This is a genomic window from Porphyromonas sp. (assembly GCF_030529325.1).
Lineage (GTDB): Bacteria > Bacteroidota > Bacteroidia > Bacteroidales > Porphyromonadaceae > Porphyromonas_A.
Genome location: NZ_JAUMXC010000036.1, coordinates 1 through 16922 on the forward strand (window position 1 = coordinate 1; position 16922 = coordinate 16922).

The following is a 16922-nucleotide window of genomic DNA, read 5'->3' on the forward strand; positions in this document are numbered from 1 at the left end:
GTAATTCAAAGCTACATCCGTAGCCTCGCCGGTGACGAGGACGGAAGCCATTGCATTGTTCTCCCTCATGCTCTTCGACAGAGAGAGCACGCTCTTGCTTCGAAAAGGTGTCCGATAATATACGGATAAGCTCGTTAATACCTGTCCTGATGATAGCATTTCAGAAATAAATGCCGACTTTTTTGATGTTGTAAGCTCCATTGTTCTTGGTTTTATTTTTTCTTATCTCAAAGTTAAGGACTAATGGGGCTTACACACTTTTTTAGGACAGTATCAGCCCTTGCCATTGATTATACTCTCCTGCGCCAAAAACATCTGAGGCTTGTAGTGCGGTATAGGTGCGCTTCTCGATACGACCATGATCTTTCTCAAAAGTTTCATAACGATGAGATTGGTATTGTCCTGTGAAGCAATCCTGAACATCCTCATACAGGTGCTTTTGATTGCCCTTGAGGCTTAGAATGTAGTCGGCTTCTGATAGAACAATCTGTTCTGCAATGTTGGTTTGAGTCCCCATAGCATCTATGCTGATGACTGCTCCCGACAAATCAAGGCTATCCAAAACTCCCGGAATGGCTTGTAGCTCATTGTGTTTCTCGGCAACAGTCTCTTGAGCAAGGCTTAAGCCTACTTCATCCACCCAAGCCGAGAGAATATGCGTACTGCCTGTTTTCTTCTTCGAACCTCGCAGACGCTTCCCATCTATGGCGATATGTTTACCTTCCAAGTCACTAATCAGCTCCTTCCCATAAACCTGAAAGCAAGCATATAGGGATTGCGGCTCAATGCGCTGGAGCACTCGCTCAAATGTATCAACACTAGGGCACCCATCAGGCAACTCAACCAGAGGACGAAGTGATTCCCCTCGCTCTAAACAAAGTTCATGCATGGACTCATAGTCTTCGCCTCCACATAGATAGCTCGCCAATGCAATGACTAGAATATCGCTTAACTTATGCTTGCAACGACCAACAACGCGTGGATCCTTTACCTCCGAAAAATAATCTTGTATACTCATGCCCCAAAGATAGACCTATTTTGATGCGGTTGCCCTGAACAGATAAAACCTTTGATAGGCAATTAAATTTATTTATATTTGCTTTGGTGGTTGTATCTCCACTATTTCAGCGCTGAAAGTCATGAATTTATCTCATAAACGGCGCGCAAAGGCATCAACACAAAAAAATGAATTGCAATGAATTCTATATTTGGAAAATTATTTGGTTCCTCGGCATCTCTCTCGATGCAAGAAATCTACGATCTCGTACATCGAGATGGAGCAATACTCCTCGACGTACGTACAGAAGACGAATACCGCAAAGGCAAAGTCGGCAATAGCATTAACATCCCGATCAACGACTTGGAAATCAGGCTGTCCGAACTTCCCAAAGACCGTCCGCTCATCGTATACTGCGCAAGTGGAGGACGTAGCACAATAGCTTGCCAACTCCTTAAAGAAAAAGGATTTGACAAGATATATAATGCTAAGGTGTGGGAAGAAGTCTCCGCTGCTTTGGATCGTCGTAAGTAATGCTTTTCTGTACTTTTCTTTACCGAAAGAGCGCATAAAAATGCACAGAAGGCTCTCCCTTGTGCAAAAAAATAAGTATATTTGCACGAGATGGAGTGTATCAATAGCACAACAACATGAAAATAAGGATGCAGGCACAAATAAGGATTTGCACCTCCCTAAAAACGGAATTATTATGAACATTTCTCACATCGAACACCTCGGGATCGCGGTGAAGAGTATCGAAGAGTCCCTCTCATATTACGAAGGAGTATTGGGTCTAAAGTGTTACAACATCGAGGTTGTAGAAGATCAAAAGGTGAAGACAGCATTTTTCAAAGTTGGAGCAACCAAGATCGAACTCCTCGAACCAACTTCGGAAGACAGTACTATCGCGAAGTTTATCGAAAAGAAAGGCGAAGGAATCCACCATATCGCCTTTGCAGTAGATGACGTAGAGAAATCACTCAGAGAATGTGAAGCAAAAGATGTAAAACTCATCGATGCTCACCCTCGCAAAGGAGCAGAGGGTCTCAACATCGCCTTCCTCCATCCAAAGTCTACTCGTAGCGTACTTACCGAGCTCTGCTGCCATCCTGCAGGAGAGGAGAAGTAAAAGTACGTCAGGCAGACTTCATCCATATCAATGATGACAGATGCGTTTATTTTTTATCTAAACTATATAATATGAGTACACAAGTAGAAAAGATCAAAGAACTCATAGATCTTAGAGCTCAAGCTCGCATGGGTGGTGGCGAAAAACGTATAGAAAGCCAACATGCTAAAGGGAAATACACCGCTCGGGAGCGTATCCAGATGCTCTTGGATGAGGGTAGTTTTGAGGAGATGGATATGTTTGTTCAGCATCGTTCGACCAACTTCGGGCTTGACAAAACAAAGTTCCTCGGTGACGGTGTCGTAACAGGTTGCGGTACCATCGATGGACGTCTCGTGTATATCTTTGCACAAGACTTTACAGTATTTGGAGGTGCGCTCGGTGAAATGCAGGCAGCAAAGATCTGCAAAGTAATGGATCAAGCCATGAAAATGGGTGCTCCCCTTATCGGTATCAACGACTCCGGTGGTGCTCGTATCCAAGAGGGTGTCAATGCCCTTGCCGGCTATGCAGAAATCTTCCAACGCAATATCCTCGCATCCGGTGTGATACCTCAGATCTCTGCGATCTTCGGTCCTTGTGCGGGAGGTTCGGTATATTCACCTGCACTTACAGACTTCAACATCATGTGTAGAGGTACCAGCTATATGTTCCTCACCGGTCCTAAAGTGGTGAAGACTGTAACCTACGAAGATGTAACTCAAGAAGAACTTGGAGGTGCAGACGTACACACGACAAAATCAGGGGTAGCTCACTTTGCTGTAGATGACGAGCAACAAGGCCTTGACCTCATACGCCATCTCATCAGCTTTATCCCACAAAACAACCTCGAAGAAGCTCCATATTATGAGTCTAACGACCCGGTAGATCGTATCGATGATGCGCTAAATGACATCATACCGGATAGCCCCAACAAGGCTTATGACATGTACGAAGTTATCGGGTCGATCATCGACAACGGTGAATTCCTCGAAGTGCACAAAGACTACGCGCAAAACATCATCGTGGGCTTTGCTCGCTTTGGAGGTCAGTCAGTCGGTATCGTGGCAAACCAACCTCGTGTGATGGCCGGCAGTTTGGATAGCAATGCTTCTCGCAAAGGTGCTCGCTTTATCCGCTTTTGCGATGCGTTCAATATTCCTATCGTTTCTCTTGTCGACGTACCAGGCTTCCTTCCCGGAACAGGACAAGAATACAACGGTGTCATCACCCACGGTGCTAAGCTGCTCTACGCATACGGAGAAGCAACAGTACCTAAGGTGACAGTGATCCTCCGAAAGGCTTACGGTGGTGCTTACATCGTGATGAGCTCTAAACACCTTCGCGGTGACGTGAACTATGCTTGGCCAACAGCTGAGATCGCGGTTATGGGTCCTGCAGGTGCGGTAGAAGTCGTCTTTGCTAAAGAAGTGGCAAGCGCAGAAGATCCTGCAAAGGCTGCAATGGAAAAAGAAGCAGAATACCGTCAGGCTTTTGCTAACCCATACAATGCAGCTTCTTACGGCTATATCGACGATGTTATCGAGCCACGTAACACTCGCTTCCGCATAGTAAGAGCACTCAACCAATTGCAGACAAAGAAGGTAACTAATCCTGCTAAAAAGCACGACAACATCCCTCTCTAATCAATAGTAAAAGATGATAAGAAAAACTATAAAATGGAGTATCATCTTAGCGTTGTCGATGCTTTCGCTGTCAGCATGGGCTCAATCGGTACGCTCGTTGCGTATCAACGAGGTCCTTGTAATCAATGAGAGCAGCATCAGAGACAGATACGGCAACAATGGTGCATGGGTAGAGATATACAACACCTCCGCAGCGATTCTCAATCTCGGCGGTTGTTATCTCACCGATGACACCTCCATGCCGATGAAATACCGTGTCCCTCGGGGAGATAGAGAGACCCTCATCCCCCCTCGACAACACAAGATCCTTTGGTTGGACGGAGCTGAGGAGCGAGGCACTTTTCACACGAGTATCCATCTTGATCCGGAAAGGGAGAACACTCTTGCTCTTTATGAGTCAGACGGAAAGACATTGATAGACAAAGTCATCATCCCTTCGGGTCAGAGAGCCGATGTGAGTTATGCTCGTACCGAAGACGGAAAATCGGACTTTGCTTCATGTGAAAGCCCCACTCCACAAGCCAACAACAGGACCATCCTTGATCAAGGTAATACAGAATACTTCAAGATGCATGATGAGATAGGTCTCGTAGCGACTCTTATCTCTATGCTTGTTGTATTTACTGCGCTTATCGTAGCTTATATCATATTCAAGTCGATAGGTAAAGCCGCGGTAAATATGGTAAAGAAGAAGTCTGTGAGCGCCGGAGCTACTCAAGAAGAAGCTACCGCATCAATAGACATCCCCGGAGATGTATATGCTGCGATCGGTATGGCTTTGTATGAGCATACCAACTCCTTCCATGACGAAGAGAGCACGGTGATCACGATAGATCGTGTACGTCGCAGGTACTCTCCATGGAGTTCCAAGATACACACTCTGACTCAACGTCCTCAAAGGAAGGTATATCCACGCCCTTTATCCAACAATAAATGACATCGACTATGAAAAAAGAAAGCACTAAAAAGACAACAACAAAGAAAAAGAGTGTCTCTAAAGTATCTGATGATGTCTACACTGCGATAGGGATGGCTCTCTATGAAGCGTTCTGTGCATCACATGACGAAGAGAGTCGAGTCATCACTTTCAAGCGAGCACATCGCAGCAATTCGCCTTGGGCGTTGAAGATTCTCACCCTTAGGCAGTTGCCTCGGAGATAGGATTTAATTATTTCGTGAACAAAGTAAGATTACACTATCATAATGAAAAAGTTTAACTACACCATCAACGGGATCAAGTACCGTGTAGAAATCAACAGTATCGAGAACAACGTGGCTGAAGTATCGGTCAATGGAAGTACTTACAAAGTTGAGTTGGATAAAGAACAAGAAGTAAAGCAGATATCCAAGCCTGCTCCTGTATCTCGTCCTGCAGCTAAAGCACCGGCAGCAAAACCTGCTGCAGCACCAGCACCCGAACCTGCGGCAGCGCCTGCCGGTGGAGGAGTAGCTGTGGTATCTCCACTACCCGGAGTTATCATCGGCATCCACTGCAAGGTCGGAGATGAGGTCAAAAGAGGCCAACGTATCCTTATCCTCGAGGCGATGAAGATGGAAAATGACATCAAGGCAGACAGAGACGGTACCATCACATCTGTTGCAGTATCTCAAGGAGATAATGTCCAAGAGGGTGCTACACTTGTAACTATTGGCTAAACACAGAGATGGACACCGGTATCTTTCAATTTTTTGGTGAAAGTTTAGAGATCTTCCTATCATATACGGGGTTTGCCAATGCAACTCCGGGGCACATCGTGATGCTTTTGGTAGGATTGCTCTTTATATTTCTCGCCATTAAGTACGAGTTTGAGCCACTACTACTGATCCCCATCGGGTTTGGTATGCTGATCGGAAATATACCGTTCAAGGATGCCGGACTGCAAGTTGGGATATACGAAGAAGGCTCGGTGCTCAACATCCTCTACCAAGGGGTCAAACAAGGGTGGTATCCCCCACTCATCTTCCTTGGCATAGGCGCGATGACAGACTTTTCCGCTCTCATCTCCAATCCCAAACTGATACTCATCGGAGCAGCCGCACAGTTTGGGATCTTCGCGGCATACATTGTAGCCCTGCAATCGGGATTCGAGCCCAATCAGGCAGGGGCTATCGGTATCATCGGAGGAGCAGACGGACCTACTGCGATCTTCCTTTCTTCCAAGCTCGCCCCCAACCTCATGGGTGCGATTGCAGTCTCAGCCTATTCATACATGGCCTTGGTGCCTATCATCCAACCTCCATTTATGAAGATGTTGACAACAAAGAAAGAGCGCACAATCAAGATGAAGCCACCACGCCTCGTCTCTCAGAGAGAGAAGATACTCTTCCCTATCGTGGGACTCCTCTTGACGACATTTATCGTACCATCGGGGCTTCCCCTTTTGGGTATGCTCTTCTTTGGGAATCTGCTCAAAGAAAGTGGTGTGACTCGCAGACTTGCAGAGACTGCTCGAGGACCGCTTATCGACGTGATCACGATCCTTTTGGGGGTTACAGTGGGAGCTTCCACACAGGCAACAGAGTTTTTGACGACGTCATCGATCAAGATTTTTGTTCTTGGAGCATTTTCATTTGTCATAGCGACATGCTCAGGCGTACTCTTTGTGAAGTTCTTGAACCTCTTCTTGAAACCTGACAAAAAGATCAACCCACTCATCGGCAATGCCGGAGTATCTGCCGTCCCGGACTCGGCACGTATCTCACAAGTGGTGGGACTCGAGTATGATCCATCCAACTATCTGCTCATGCATGCCATGGGACCAAACGTTGCGGGGGTCATCGGATCAGCGGTGGCTGCAGGTATCCTCCTCGGATTCTTCGGTTGATAGCAGATCTTATCGTAATATTATGCAAAGGGGAAGAGAGTCAAAAAAGACTCTCTTCCCTTTTTGTTTTTATGGCTCTCGCTGCGAAAATTCTTCACACTGAGATCTCTTCACAAACAAGAGCTCAAACAGACAGAAAAAGAAAAGATATACCCCTTTCCTGATCAAAGTGTCCATCTTCCAAAATCAACGTGTCTAACTTGACGAAAGCACGTGTCTAACTTGACACATCAAGTTAGACAACCTTTTTTGAGCACATATCAATGCAGTGTCTGCAATGTCGAAAACCCGCCATAGACTTCAGTCCGATCCGGCCCCCACGAGAATTTGAAAATTGGTTGCTAACGTTTTTTAATTGCTTTAATATCGTTATCTTTGAACCTGATGAGATAGAGGGAACAGCGCATACGTCCCCTCTCAGATATTGAAACGATATGAATAGGTTATACAAACAAACGGCGAGCGCTATCCTGATAGCATTGGCGACATTTTTAGGATCTGTTGCTCAAGGTATTACCCGCATACCGACCTTTGACAGAATGATCGTAAGGGGTCAGGTCGAGACACTGAGGGATACGCTGAACCGGATCACGGATACAAAAATATCCGGCAGAACTCAGCTATACTATAAGGCTCGAGTAGAACTCTCTGCAGGCCGAACACACGAGGCCGACTCACTCCTCAAAAGCCTGAAACGCAACGAAACTTCGCGCCCCGAGGCCTTACTCGTCAAGGGGCTGTCATCTGCCGTGGTCTTTGACTTTGAAAGAGCAGAGGAGGCATTTGCCAAACTATCGAAAGTGAGGGTCAATAAAGACACCACTTTTCTTGCCGATATAGCTCGTTCAAAACGCTTACTGAGCACACTTGATCGGATGTCGCAAAACATGAAGTCGGTGAAGGTGGTCGCAAGACAAACCCTTGAGGTCTCAAAGATCGATGAAGAATTGGCACGACAAGTAGCACACCTCGGTAAGATATCCCGAAACAGTTATATCACACGTGATGCACGTCAGAGATGGCATGTAGCAGACAATGGCGCAGGAGGTACGACATTTGCAGTAGGATACAGACTCGGGGACGGCTCTTGGGAAGAAGGGGACCGGATAAAGATCAAGGGGCTCAGTCCTCAAGGTGAAGTCACCTACCCCTATCTCCTTGCAGACGGTAGCACTGTGTACTTTGCCTACAAGGGGCCGGAAACTCTCGGAGGATGGGACGTGTATGTATCTCGATACGACAGAAATGCAAAAGAACTCCTCGTACCCCAGCAATTGCAGATGCCTTTCAACAGCCTTGCTGACGATATCATGTACATCCTTGATGAGGAGCGAGGACTCATATACCTGCTGACCGACAGAGCCGGAAAGTCTGACGAGGTGGAGCTCATTGCCATCGAAAAATCGGACTCAGGAGTCTTCGACAGCGAAGACCCGAAAGCCCTTCACACTCTTGCCATGCTAAGACATCAGGCGATTGACGGGCTGGCCACTATGGAGACCTTCCGTCATGAGGCGAAGACTCCGACGCCAACATCAGAAACAAAAGTTGCCATACTCATCATCGGAACACGCAAGATATACGGAGAGAGAGATCTCAGGAAGTCCTCTTCCAAGCCTCTCTTCAGAAGCTATGAGGAGATGTATCGAACAATAGAAAAAGACACACAGCGTCTGCAGGAACTTCGCCAAAGATGGGCAAAAGCCAAGGGGGCAGATGAACGTGAGCGCATAGGAGCAGATATACTCTCCACTGAAGCCATGCTGTCGGATAAGCACACACGCTTACGCAGCATGGCCAACGAAATCATCATCAGTGAAGAACGATAAAGAGACTCGAAAATTTACCAAACAATAACAGTATACTTATGGGAATCACAACACTTTTAATCCTCTTTGCCATCGTTGCCATCGCAGTGGTGGTCATGGGACTCATCGAGATATTTTTCATACCGGGGACGGGGCTCCTGGGCATCTTAGCTGCCGCTGTCTACATCGCCACCATCATCTATCTGTGGGCATTGGGACAATGGATGATATTGTTGAGTTTTATGTTCCTGACACTCTTACTTTTCGGGATCGGATTTTACTTCCTGTCTCGCTCACGATTGCTGGACAAGATATCCCTCTCCAAAAGTATTGATGAGAAGATAGTAAACATCCCTTCTGATCTCTCTGTAGGTACCGAAGGCTTGGCAGAGTCTCGTCTCGCCCTCTCCGGGAGAGTACGCATAGGCGACAAACTCTTCGAAGCAACTTCGGAAAGCGGTTTGATCGACGAAAAAACACCCATAGTGATCTCTCGCATAGAAAGTGACAAGGTCTTTGTGAAGAAAAAATAAGATTGAAGTAATAATAACTTAAAAACAGAATATTGACTATGTTTAGCGGTGACGAATTTTATCTCATACTGATCTTTATTGCAGTAGTATTTATCCTTCTGGCTCTCTTCTTTCGCTACTTCCCGGTCCTCCTTTGGATCGAAGCGAGGGCATCCGGCGTAAAAATCTCACTCCTCCAACTCTTCTTGATGAGGATACGCCACGTGCCACCCCAAGAGATCACTCGTGCCATGATCGAGGCGCACAAAGCCGGAATACTCCTTACTCGTGATGAACTCGAAGCCCACTACCTCGCAGGAGGGCATGTACAGAAGGTCGTCGATGCCCTTGTATCTGCATCAAAAGCAAATATCGATCTGCCCTTCAACATGGCTACAGCGATAGACCTTGCGGGACGTGATGTCTTCCACGCAGTACAGATGTCGGTAAATCCTAAGGTCATCGATACTCCACCCGTCACAGCAGTAGCAAAAGATGGTATCCAGCTCATCGCCAAAGCCAGAGTGACCGTCCGTGCCAACATCAGACAACTTGTAGGGGGTGCGGGCGAAGAGACCATACTTGCTCGTGTAGGTGAAGGGATAGTATCGTCGATAGGTTCGTCAGAGAGTCACAAAAGTGTACTCGAAAATCCGGACTCTATCTCCAAGCTCGTACTCCGCAAAGGACTCGATGCGGGGACAGCTTTTGAGATCTTATCCATTGATATCGCTGACATCGATATAGGTCGTAACATCGGTGCTGTCCTTCAGATGGACCAAGCTCAAGCAGATAAAAACATTGCGCAGGCAAAAGCTGAAGAACGCCGTGCAATGGCTGTCGCAAGCGAACAAGAGATGCGCGCCCTCGCACAACAAGCTCGTGCCAAGGTCATCGAGGCTGAAGCCGAAGTACCTATGGCTATCGCCGAAGCCTTCCGATCAGGCAACCTCGGACTCATGGACTACTACCACCTTAAAAATATTCAGGCAGACACAGCTATGCGTGAAGCTATAGCCAAACCATCTACTGAAAATAAAAAACAATCAAAAAAGGAAGAGTATAATGACTAAAAGAGAACCTATCCCATCATCCGAACTTATCATCAATTCGGACGGATCAATATTTCATCTCCATATCAAGCCTGAACAACTTGCAGACAAAGTCATCGTCTGTGGAGATCCTGCTCGTGTGGACAAAATTGCAAGCTATCTTGACTCACAAGAGTGCAGCGTTACGAGCCGAGAATTTCACACCGTAACGGGGACATACAAGGGGAAACGCCTGTCTATCGTCTCCCACGGTATCGGTTGTGACAACATAGAGATAGTCCTTAACGAACTTGATGCCCTTGTCAACATAGACTTTGAAACCCGCATGATCAAGCCCGATCCAAAGCAACTCACAATCGTCAGGATCGGCACATCGGGTGGTATCCAAGACGACTCACCCATAGGCACTTATGTTGCAGCAGAGTATGCTATCGGTTTTGACGGTGTCTTGCACTATTATGCAGGAGGCAAGGATGTTGCAGACAAAGACTTTGAGAAGGCTCTCATCCAAGGTCTCGACTGGCAGATAGGCGGTATCAAACCCTATGTCGTCAAGTCGCCTCAGAGCATTGTGGATCGTATCTGCCAAGATGATGTACTACGTGGAGTGACGATCGCCTGCAATGGATTCTATGCACCCCAAGGTCGTCGTTTACGTTGGGATCTCGCAGACCCTGAACTCAATCAGAAGATCCAGAACTTCAACTATAACGGTCGCAAGATCACCAACTTCGAGATGGAGTCATCGGCACTTGCAGGTATAGGTGCGGTACTCAACCACGAAGTCCTCACGGTATGCTGTATCATCGCAGGTCGCAAGGCCAAAAAGATGAATACCGACTACAAAGACAGCCTTGACGGACTCATCGAACTTGTCCTCGAACGTATATAAATAACGAACCAAATATGAACAACAACGAGGGTGTGTCAAAGATATTTCAGCTTTGATACACCCTCTTGACTTTTACCATGACACAATGAGATACAATCTTAGTTCCAAGATCGCCTTGACACACACGCCGGAATCCCTCTACAGACCGAGCAATGCCTTCGAACACAGACTCCTCACCATACGAGAAAAGATGCCTACCACCATATGTGAGAGTGTCTCTGAAGCATCAGAACAAATAGCTCGACAAGTAGCAGAGTCCATCAGGCAACACTACGCCCAAGGGAGACACTTTACCCTCGGCATTGTCGGAGGCAATAGTCCATCCTCCATATTGAAGGAGCTCATCCGTCTACATACAGAGGAAGGGCTCTCCTTTGCCAATGTATACCTCTTCATTGCCTACGAGTTTTACCCTCTCCACAGCGAGCACAGCGGATGCGTTTCGCTTCTCCAGGAGGAGTTTGTCCGACACATAGACATCCCTTCGGATCATGTAATCAGCTTCAACGGACAAGTCGGCAAAGAGGAGATCAACGAAGAATGCATGGCCTATCACCAAAAGCTCGAGAGTTTGGGGGGATTTGACCTCGTTCTCCTCGGAGTCGGAGCCTTAGGTACTATCGCCATGAACCTGCCCGGGACAATGCCCAACTCCGGTATACGCCTTATGATTATGGATAGAGCTTCACGCAACGAAGCCCTTGCCACATTCAGCAATATTGAGGATGTCCCCACAGCAGTCATCACCATCGGTATGCGAGAGATCATGGCGGCCCACAGAGTCCTTCTCTTTGCCTGGGGAGAGCACAAGGCCAACATACTCCAAAAAGTTGTCGAAGAGCCTGCCACAGAAGCCTTACCGGCATCTCTCCTCCAGCATCACAACAACGTACAGGTCTATGCGGATCTCCAGTCGGCAGCACTTCTCACACGCATCAATCACCCTTGGCTTGTAACCACCTGCATATGGGACTCCAAACTCATAAGGCGGGCGATCGTCTGGCTATGTATGCGAACAGGAAAACCCATACTCAAGCTCACCAACAAAGACTACTCCGACAATCATCTCGGAGAACTTCTCGCTACCTATGGGTCGGCTTATGAAGTAAATATCAAGGTCTTCAATGATATGCAACACACCATCACCGGTTGGCCGGGCGGAAAACCCAATGCCGATGACTCCAACAGACCGGAGAGGGCACAGCCTCACCCCAAGAGGGTCCTCGTCTTCAGCCCACATCCCGATGATGATGTGATCTCCATGGGCGGCACTTTCCGACGCCTTGTGGTGCAGGGACATGATGTCCACGTTGCTTACCAGACATCAGGCAATATCGCAGTCGGAGATGAAGAAGTCGTACGCTACCTCTCCTACCTCTCCAATGTCTGCGAGGAACTGGGCATGGAAGACTCTCCAATGATGGGACATGCCCAAAAGATGAAGCACTATCTCCTCTACGAGAAGCAAGAGGGGATGGTCGAACTCCCCGAAGTTCGTTTTATGAAGGGAACGATCCGCCGTGAAGAGGCCCGTACCGCTTGTCGCTTTGTCGGCTTGAAAGACGACCATGTTCACTTCCTTGATCTACCATTCTATGAGACAGGCACGATCAAAAAAGGAGACCTTACAGACGTCGATATACATATCATCATTGATCTGCTGAGACAGATCAAGCCTCATCAGATCTTTGTTGCCGGAGATCTCGCCGATCCCCATGGCACACACAAGGTCTGCCTTGATGCAGTATTGGCTGCCATAGATGTCATCAAGTCGGAGGACTGGTTTGCAGACTGTTGGATATGGATGTATAGAGGCGCATGGGCTGAGTGGGAAATCGATCACATCGAAATGGCCGTCCCCATGAGTCCCGAGGAACTACGCTTCAAACGCAACTCCATCCTCAAACACCAATCCCAGATGGAGAGCGCACCCTTCTTAGGCTCGGATGAGCGGCTGTTTTGGCAACGCGCAGAGGACCGCAATCGGGCTACGGCACAGCTTTACGACCACCTCGGGCTCGCATCGTACGAAGCCATAGAAGCCTTTGTCCGCTATCATCCCATTAACTAGGATGTTAGACAAAGGACTTAATACTCCCTGATCTTGGATTTAACGTGAGGCCGACATAATTTTCTGTCGGCCTCACGTTTTCTGCCCGGGCTTGGTCCTATCGTTCGGTGAGCTTACGACAAACAATAAAAGACAAGATGTACATCTGTCAAAATCAAGTTGTCTAACTTGATGAAAAAGGTTGTCTAACTTGATGTCGCAAGTTAGACAACCTTTTTTATCCCCCTTTTGAGAAGTTTGCCGATAACAACGAGAATATCTTTTTTGCCCTGCCCACGGGGACTTCGAGGTCACACGTAGCTCTATGGCCTTATGCATTGAACATCAAAGGGATATATTTTCTCCGATTCGTATAAGTTTGGCTTCGACTTAGGGGAGGTATTTATGCAGATGTGTGTATCTTTGTAGACCATTTACCATAGCATATACTAAAATACTATATACACGTTTATGGAAAGACAAATACAGCTGGATATCATCAAGATGATACAGAGAGAGGTGATCCCTGCTACGGGATGCACCGAGCCTGTTGCTGTTGCTCTCACTGTCGCTCATGCAGCGAAAGCCTTGGGTTCAAAACCCGTACAGATCAAACTCTATCTCAGTGCTAACGTCCTCAAAAACGCCATGGGGGTAGGTATCCCGGGGACCGGAATGATAGGTCTGCCTATCGCCATCGCTTTGGGGGCTGTCATCGCTACACCTGAAAAGGAACTGAAAGTGCTTGACGGATTTTCGCCCGAGGAATTTGAGCAGGCACGCCAAATGCTTGATCAAAACATCATCGATATCTCTCTCAAAGAGGGTGATGTCGATAAGTTGTACATCGAGGCAAGTCTCGTATCTGCTGATGGTCATACTGCCAATGCCATCATCGAGAAAGTACACACTCATCTCAAGTCGCTCACGTTGGACGGAAACCCTTTTACAGCACCTGCTGCCACAACATCGACAGATCAATCGGCTTGCACAGAAGAGGCTGCGACAACCGAAGGGGAAGATGTGCCTTTGACTTTCGATATGGTGTATGACTTTGCGACCGAAATGCCGATTGAGGAAATAGACTTCATCCTCGAAGCCGCACGCCTCAACCGTGGTGCTGCAGAATATTCGCTCAAGGGCAACTTCGGTCACAGCGTGGGACGGATGATACAGGGTCCTCTCGGACAGAAGTACCTTGGCAATACAGCTTATACTCACTTGCTCACCTACACAAGTGCGGCCTGCGACGCGCGTATGGATGGTGCTCCGGTGACTGTTATGAGTAATTCGGGAAGTGGTAATCAAGGTATCACAGCAACATTGCCGGTTCTTAGCTTTGCCGAACACGAAAAGGTATCGGAAGAAAAGAAAATACGTGCCCTCATGCTCAGCAACCTCATGGTGATCTACATCAAGCAGAAGCTTGGTCGACTGTCGGCTCTATGCGGATGTGTCGTGGCTTCGACAGGTAGTGCGAGCGGTATCACTTATCTCATGGGAGGTTCGCGCGAACAGATAGGCTTTGCCATAAAAAACATGGTCGGAAACCTCACAGGGATGATCTGTGATGGGGCTAAGCCAAGTTGCAGTCTCAAGGTAACAAGCGGTGTCAGCTCTGCGATGCTTTCGTCTCTTCTTGCGATGGAACAGAAAGTGGTCACAAGCAACGAAGGCGTCGTTGATGACGATGTTGATCGCAGTATCGACAATCTCACCAGCATCGGTAGAGATGCCATGATAGAGACGGATAAGCACGTCCTACACATCATGACCCACAAAGGGTAAAGGGGTTGTAAGTCGGTAGTACTGAACTTTTGCACACATCTTAACCAGACTTTATGGCGCAGCACAAATAGCAGCTCAAAGTAAAGCTCTGAAAAGTCAGACCGACATCTCCCCAAACAAAACAATAAAAAGTCAGCGACCTGAAATCATGTAATTCAGGTCGCTGACTTTTTATTTGGCGATTTTTCAACGATTGAAGACCCTAAGCATATCTCCCGCCAAGGCCGTACCATACTGCTTCAGAGGATGTCGTGCGGCTCCGGTAATGGGATTGCCGATACCCAAGGCAAGCTCATACACAGAACCGCAGGACGGACAGCGATAAAGCACCAATCCCTCGTATGCAGGATCTGTGGTATGCCTGACTACCGAGATGCCGGGGACCTCGACAGGACAGGCAAGATCATAAGCATAGTATTGCGAACCGGTTGATGCCTGCAGACCATGTACGACAACCACCCCTCCGAGCCCTACGTACTCATCTGCCATGCGTGGTGAGTGTATTTCGACAGTGGCCAAAGGTTCACGCAGGGCAAAATCGGCACCGGACAGATCCAATGTCAATCTCACAGGCGCGTCCGGTAGAGGATGCGGCTCGACAGAGGACTTACAAGAAACAAAAAAGAGACTCCACACGACAATGCAGTGTAGGAGCCTCTTCTTTACTTGTATCATAGGACAAAACTATGACGAGCTTCAGAATTTAAGCCTGTCGAAGTCTACTTTTTCCAGTGTATCTGCCGCTTTTTCAAGAGCAGGAGACAACTTACTCATCACCATACCTTTGAGGAATGACGGGATATCAGCTTCTATGCTGAGTTGCATATCTGTATGCTCACCGGTCTCCTTCATATGTATGAGGAGACTCAAGGGGATTGCTGCATTCTCAGCCTTGTAGCGTATCATACTGGGTGTGGAGTCTGCCGAACGTACAAACTTAACCTGCCCTACCATAGGTGCATCAAAGGCAAAGCTGTCATCCGTGAGAGATACGTCTTTGAGAGGTAGCTTGTCACCAATCTTAGCCAACACCCCCGAAAGAATACTTGGTTTGGATGCTATACCATACACGGTCTGCACATCCTTCTTGAGTGTGAATGATCTACTATTGATAATTTCCATTCTTTTCGTTTTTGATTCAGAGTTTCAACTAAGCCTCGAGGCTTACTTCTGCTTCCATGTCTCAGGAGACTTACGCCACTCTCTGAGAGCTTCGACGTCCTCCCTGCTGACATAGTTGGTGCGGAGGGCTTCCTCGATCACAGCATCATAGTTGCTGAGTGTTATGAGTTTGACATCCGCAGCCTTGAATGCCTCCTCTGCCTGAGGGAAGCCATGAGTGTATATTGCAGCCATACCGATGACCTCGCAACCGAACTTGCGAACGGCCTCTACAGCCTTGAGGCTGCTACCGCCTGTCGAGATAAGGTCCTCGATCACCACAACTTTTGCACCCGGTTTGATCTCCCCTTCGATAAGATTTTCGAGTCCATGATCTTTGGGGGTAGATCGTATGTATGAAAACGGTAATCCGAGTAGGTCGGCTACGAGAGCTCCCTGTGCGATAGCACCTGTGGCAACACCCGCGATGGCCTCTACACCCGGAAACATCTCACTGATCACCCTTGCAAGCTGCAACTTGATGTAGGTGCGCACGGCAGGGTAAGACAACGTCTTTCTGTTGTCGCAGTATATAGGAGCCTTCCAGCCCGATGCCCATGTGAAAGGATTGTTGGGTTGCAATCTTACAGCCTTTACTTCGAGGAGCTTTTCTGCAATCTGCTTTTGTAGGGTTTCCATGTCTGATATTTAAGTTTTTGGAATATTATTTTTTTAGATTATGATTCAAATGTTTATCTTCTTTGTGTCAAAGGTACGAAAAATATCATTGCCTACACCTATGGGATTCCGCCCCTATAAGAAGTGAATATGATCCTCAAGAAAGCCTCTCGGAAAATCCCTCCGAGACAAAGTCTGTCACAAGGTAAAGAAGGGTCGAAATCAATGTGTCTAACTTGATGAATGAAGTTGCCTAACTTGATGCGTCAGGTTAGACAACCTTTTTATGGCGCTTATATCCCAAATTCATGTCGATCCTTGAGGTGGACTTTCAGTGAGCCTCCAAGATACTTTGACATCCAATGTCGGGACATAAAAAAGGCTGTATCGGGATTTGGCAACAAATCCCGATACAGCCTTTTTTGTGCTTATTTCAAAGTTGCGCCTTAGCAGCCGCAGCTTCCT

The 16922-nt window shown here is 47.5% G+C and carries 17 protein-coding genes and 1 pseudogene; 13 read left to right on the top strand and 5 right to left on the bottom strand.

The genetic code is table 11. The features are described 5' to 3' along the window. Both Q4A14_RS06435 and Q4A14_RS06440 read right to left on the bottom strand, forming a co-directional pair. Positions 1-201 (bottom strand): hypothetical protein (locus Q4A14_RS06435; protein WP_303170835.1); only part of this gene is annotated, 201 nt, incomplete at its 3' end. Positions 202-274: 73 nt separating this feature from the next. Beyond that, positions 275-1018 (bottom strand): annotated as a pseudogene (locus tag Q4A14_RS06440) (ISAs1 family transposase); the annotation flags it as partial. 177 nt (positions 1019-1195) lie between these two features. Between Q4A14_RS06440 and Q4A14_RS06445 the strand changes: the two are divergent. The 13 genes from Q4A14_RS06445 to Q4A14_RS06505 all read left to right on the top strand — a co-directional run bounded on the left by Q4A14_RS06445 (position 1196) and on the right by Q4A14_RS06505 (position 14678). Continuing rightward, positions 1196-1531, top strand: coding sequence for a rhodanese-like domain-containing protein (locus tag Q4A14_RS06445; RefSeq protein WP_303170836.1), 336 nt, complete (start codon positions 1196-1198; stop codon positions 1529-1531). A 175-nt stretch (positions 1532-1706) separates the two neighbouring features. Continuing rightward, complete coding sequence (gene mce, locus Q4A14_RS06450) at positions 1707-2126, top strand: methylmalonyl-CoA epimerase (RefSeq protein ID WP_303170837.1); 420 nt, start codon at positions 1707-1709, stop codon at positions 2124-2126. A 71-nt stretch (positions 2127-2197) separates the two neighbouring features. Further along, on the top strand, positions 2198-3751 hold the full coding sequence (locus tag Q4A14_RS06455; RefSeq protein ID WP_303170839.1) for an acyl-CoA carboxylase subunit beta: 1554 nt from the start codon (positions 2198-2200) through the stop codon (positions 3749-3751). A 13-nt stretch (positions 3752-3764) separates the two neighbouring features. Continuing rightward, a complete protein-coding gene (locus Q4A14_RS06460; RefSeq protein ID WP_303170841.1) occupies positions 3765-4688 on the top strand; it encodes an OadG family transporter subunit in 924 nt (307 codons plus the stop codon). A gap of 8 nt (positions 4689-4696) precedes the next feature. Further along, a complete protein-coding gene (locus tag Q4A14_RS06465; RefSeq protein WP_303170843.1) occupies positions 4697-4912 on the top strand; it encodes a hypothetical protein in 216 nt (71 codons plus the stop codon). Positions 4913-4954: 42 nt separating this feature from the next. Next, entirely contained in the window at positions 4955-5407 is a 453-nt protein-coding gene (locus tag Q4A14_RS06470) for a biotin/lipoyl-containing protein (protein ID WP_303170844.1), read from the top strand. An 8-nt stretch (positions 5408-5415) separates the two neighbouring features. After that, positions 5416-6576 (top strand): sodium ion-translocating decarboxylase subunit beta, encoded by a 1161-nt coding sequence (locus Q4A14_RS06475; protein ID WP_303170846.1) that lies wholly within the window; start codon positions 5416-5418, stop codon positions 6574-6576. A 434-nt stretch (positions 6577-7010) separates the two neighbouring features. After that, positions 7011-8405: a hypothetical protein gene (locus Q4A14_RS06480; RefSeq protein WP_303170847.1), complete on the top strand. Its 1395-nt coding sequence runs from the start codon at positions 7011-7013 to the stop codon at positions 8403-8405. Positions 8406-8443: 38 nt separating this feature from the next. Further along, positions 8444-8917 (top strand): NfeD family protein, encoded by a 474-nt coding sequence (locus Q4A14_RS06485; RefSeq protein ID WP_303170848.1) that lies wholly within the window; start codon positions 8444-8446, stop codon positions 8915-8917. 38 nt (positions 8918-8955) lie between these two features. Continuing rightward, a complete protein-coding gene (gene floA / locus Q4A14_RS06490) occupies positions 8956-9969 on the top strand; it encodes a flotillin-like protein FloA (protein ID WP_303170850.1) in 1014 nt (337 codons plus the stop codon). Beyond that, positions 9962-10840 carry a nucleoside phosphorylase gene (locus tag Q4A14_RS06495; RefSeq protein WP_303170852.1) on the top strand — a complete coding sequence of 293 codons (879 nt, stop codon included), beginning with the start codon at positions 9962-9964 and terminating at the stop codon, positions 10838-10840. Before floA ends, Q4A14_RS06495 begins: the two co-directional genes overlap by 8 nt. 85 nt (positions 10841-10925) lie before the next feature. Continuing rightward, the gene (locus tag Q4A14_RS06500; RefSeq protein ID WP_303170854.1) at positions 10926-12911 is read left to right on the top strand and encodes a glucosamine-6-phosphate deaminase; all 1986 of its coding nucleotides are present in this window, start codon (positions 10926-10928) and stop codon (positions 12909-12911) included. A gap of 450 nt (positions 12912-13361) precedes the next feature. Next, the gene (locus Q4A14_RS06505; protein ID WP_303170856.1) at positions 13362-14678 is read left to right on the top strand and encodes a serine dehydratase subunit alpha family protein; all 1317 of its coding nucleotides are present in this window, start codon (positions 13362-13364) and stop codon (positions 14676-14678) included. 186 nt (positions 14679-14864) lie between these two features. Here the strand turns inward: Q4A14_RS06505 and Q4A14_RS06510 are convergent, their stop codons facing one another. The 3 genes from Q4A14_RS06510 to pyrE are packed head-to-tail and all read right to left on the bottom strand — an operon-like array spanning position 14865 to position 16478. Then, a complete protein-coding gene (locus tag Q4A14_RS06510) occupies positions 14865-15353 on the bottom strand; it encodes a hypothetical protein (protein WP_303170857.1) in 489 nt (162 codons plus the stop codon). Positions 15354-15374: 21 nt separating this feature from the next. After that, positions 15375-15800: a hypothetical protein gene (locus tag Q4A14_RS06515; protein ID WP_303170859.1), complete on the bottom strand. Its 426-nt coding sequence runs from the start codon at positions 15798-15800 to the stop codon at positions 15375-15377. A gap of 42 nt (positions 15801-15842) precedes the next feature. Beyond that, a complete protein-coding gene (pyrE, locus tag Q4A14_RS06520) occupies positions 15843-16478 on the bottom strand; it encodes an orotate phosphoribosyltransferase (RefSeq protein WP_303170860.1) in 636 nt (211 codons plus the stop codon). Positions 16479-16922: the final 444 nt, after the last annotated feature.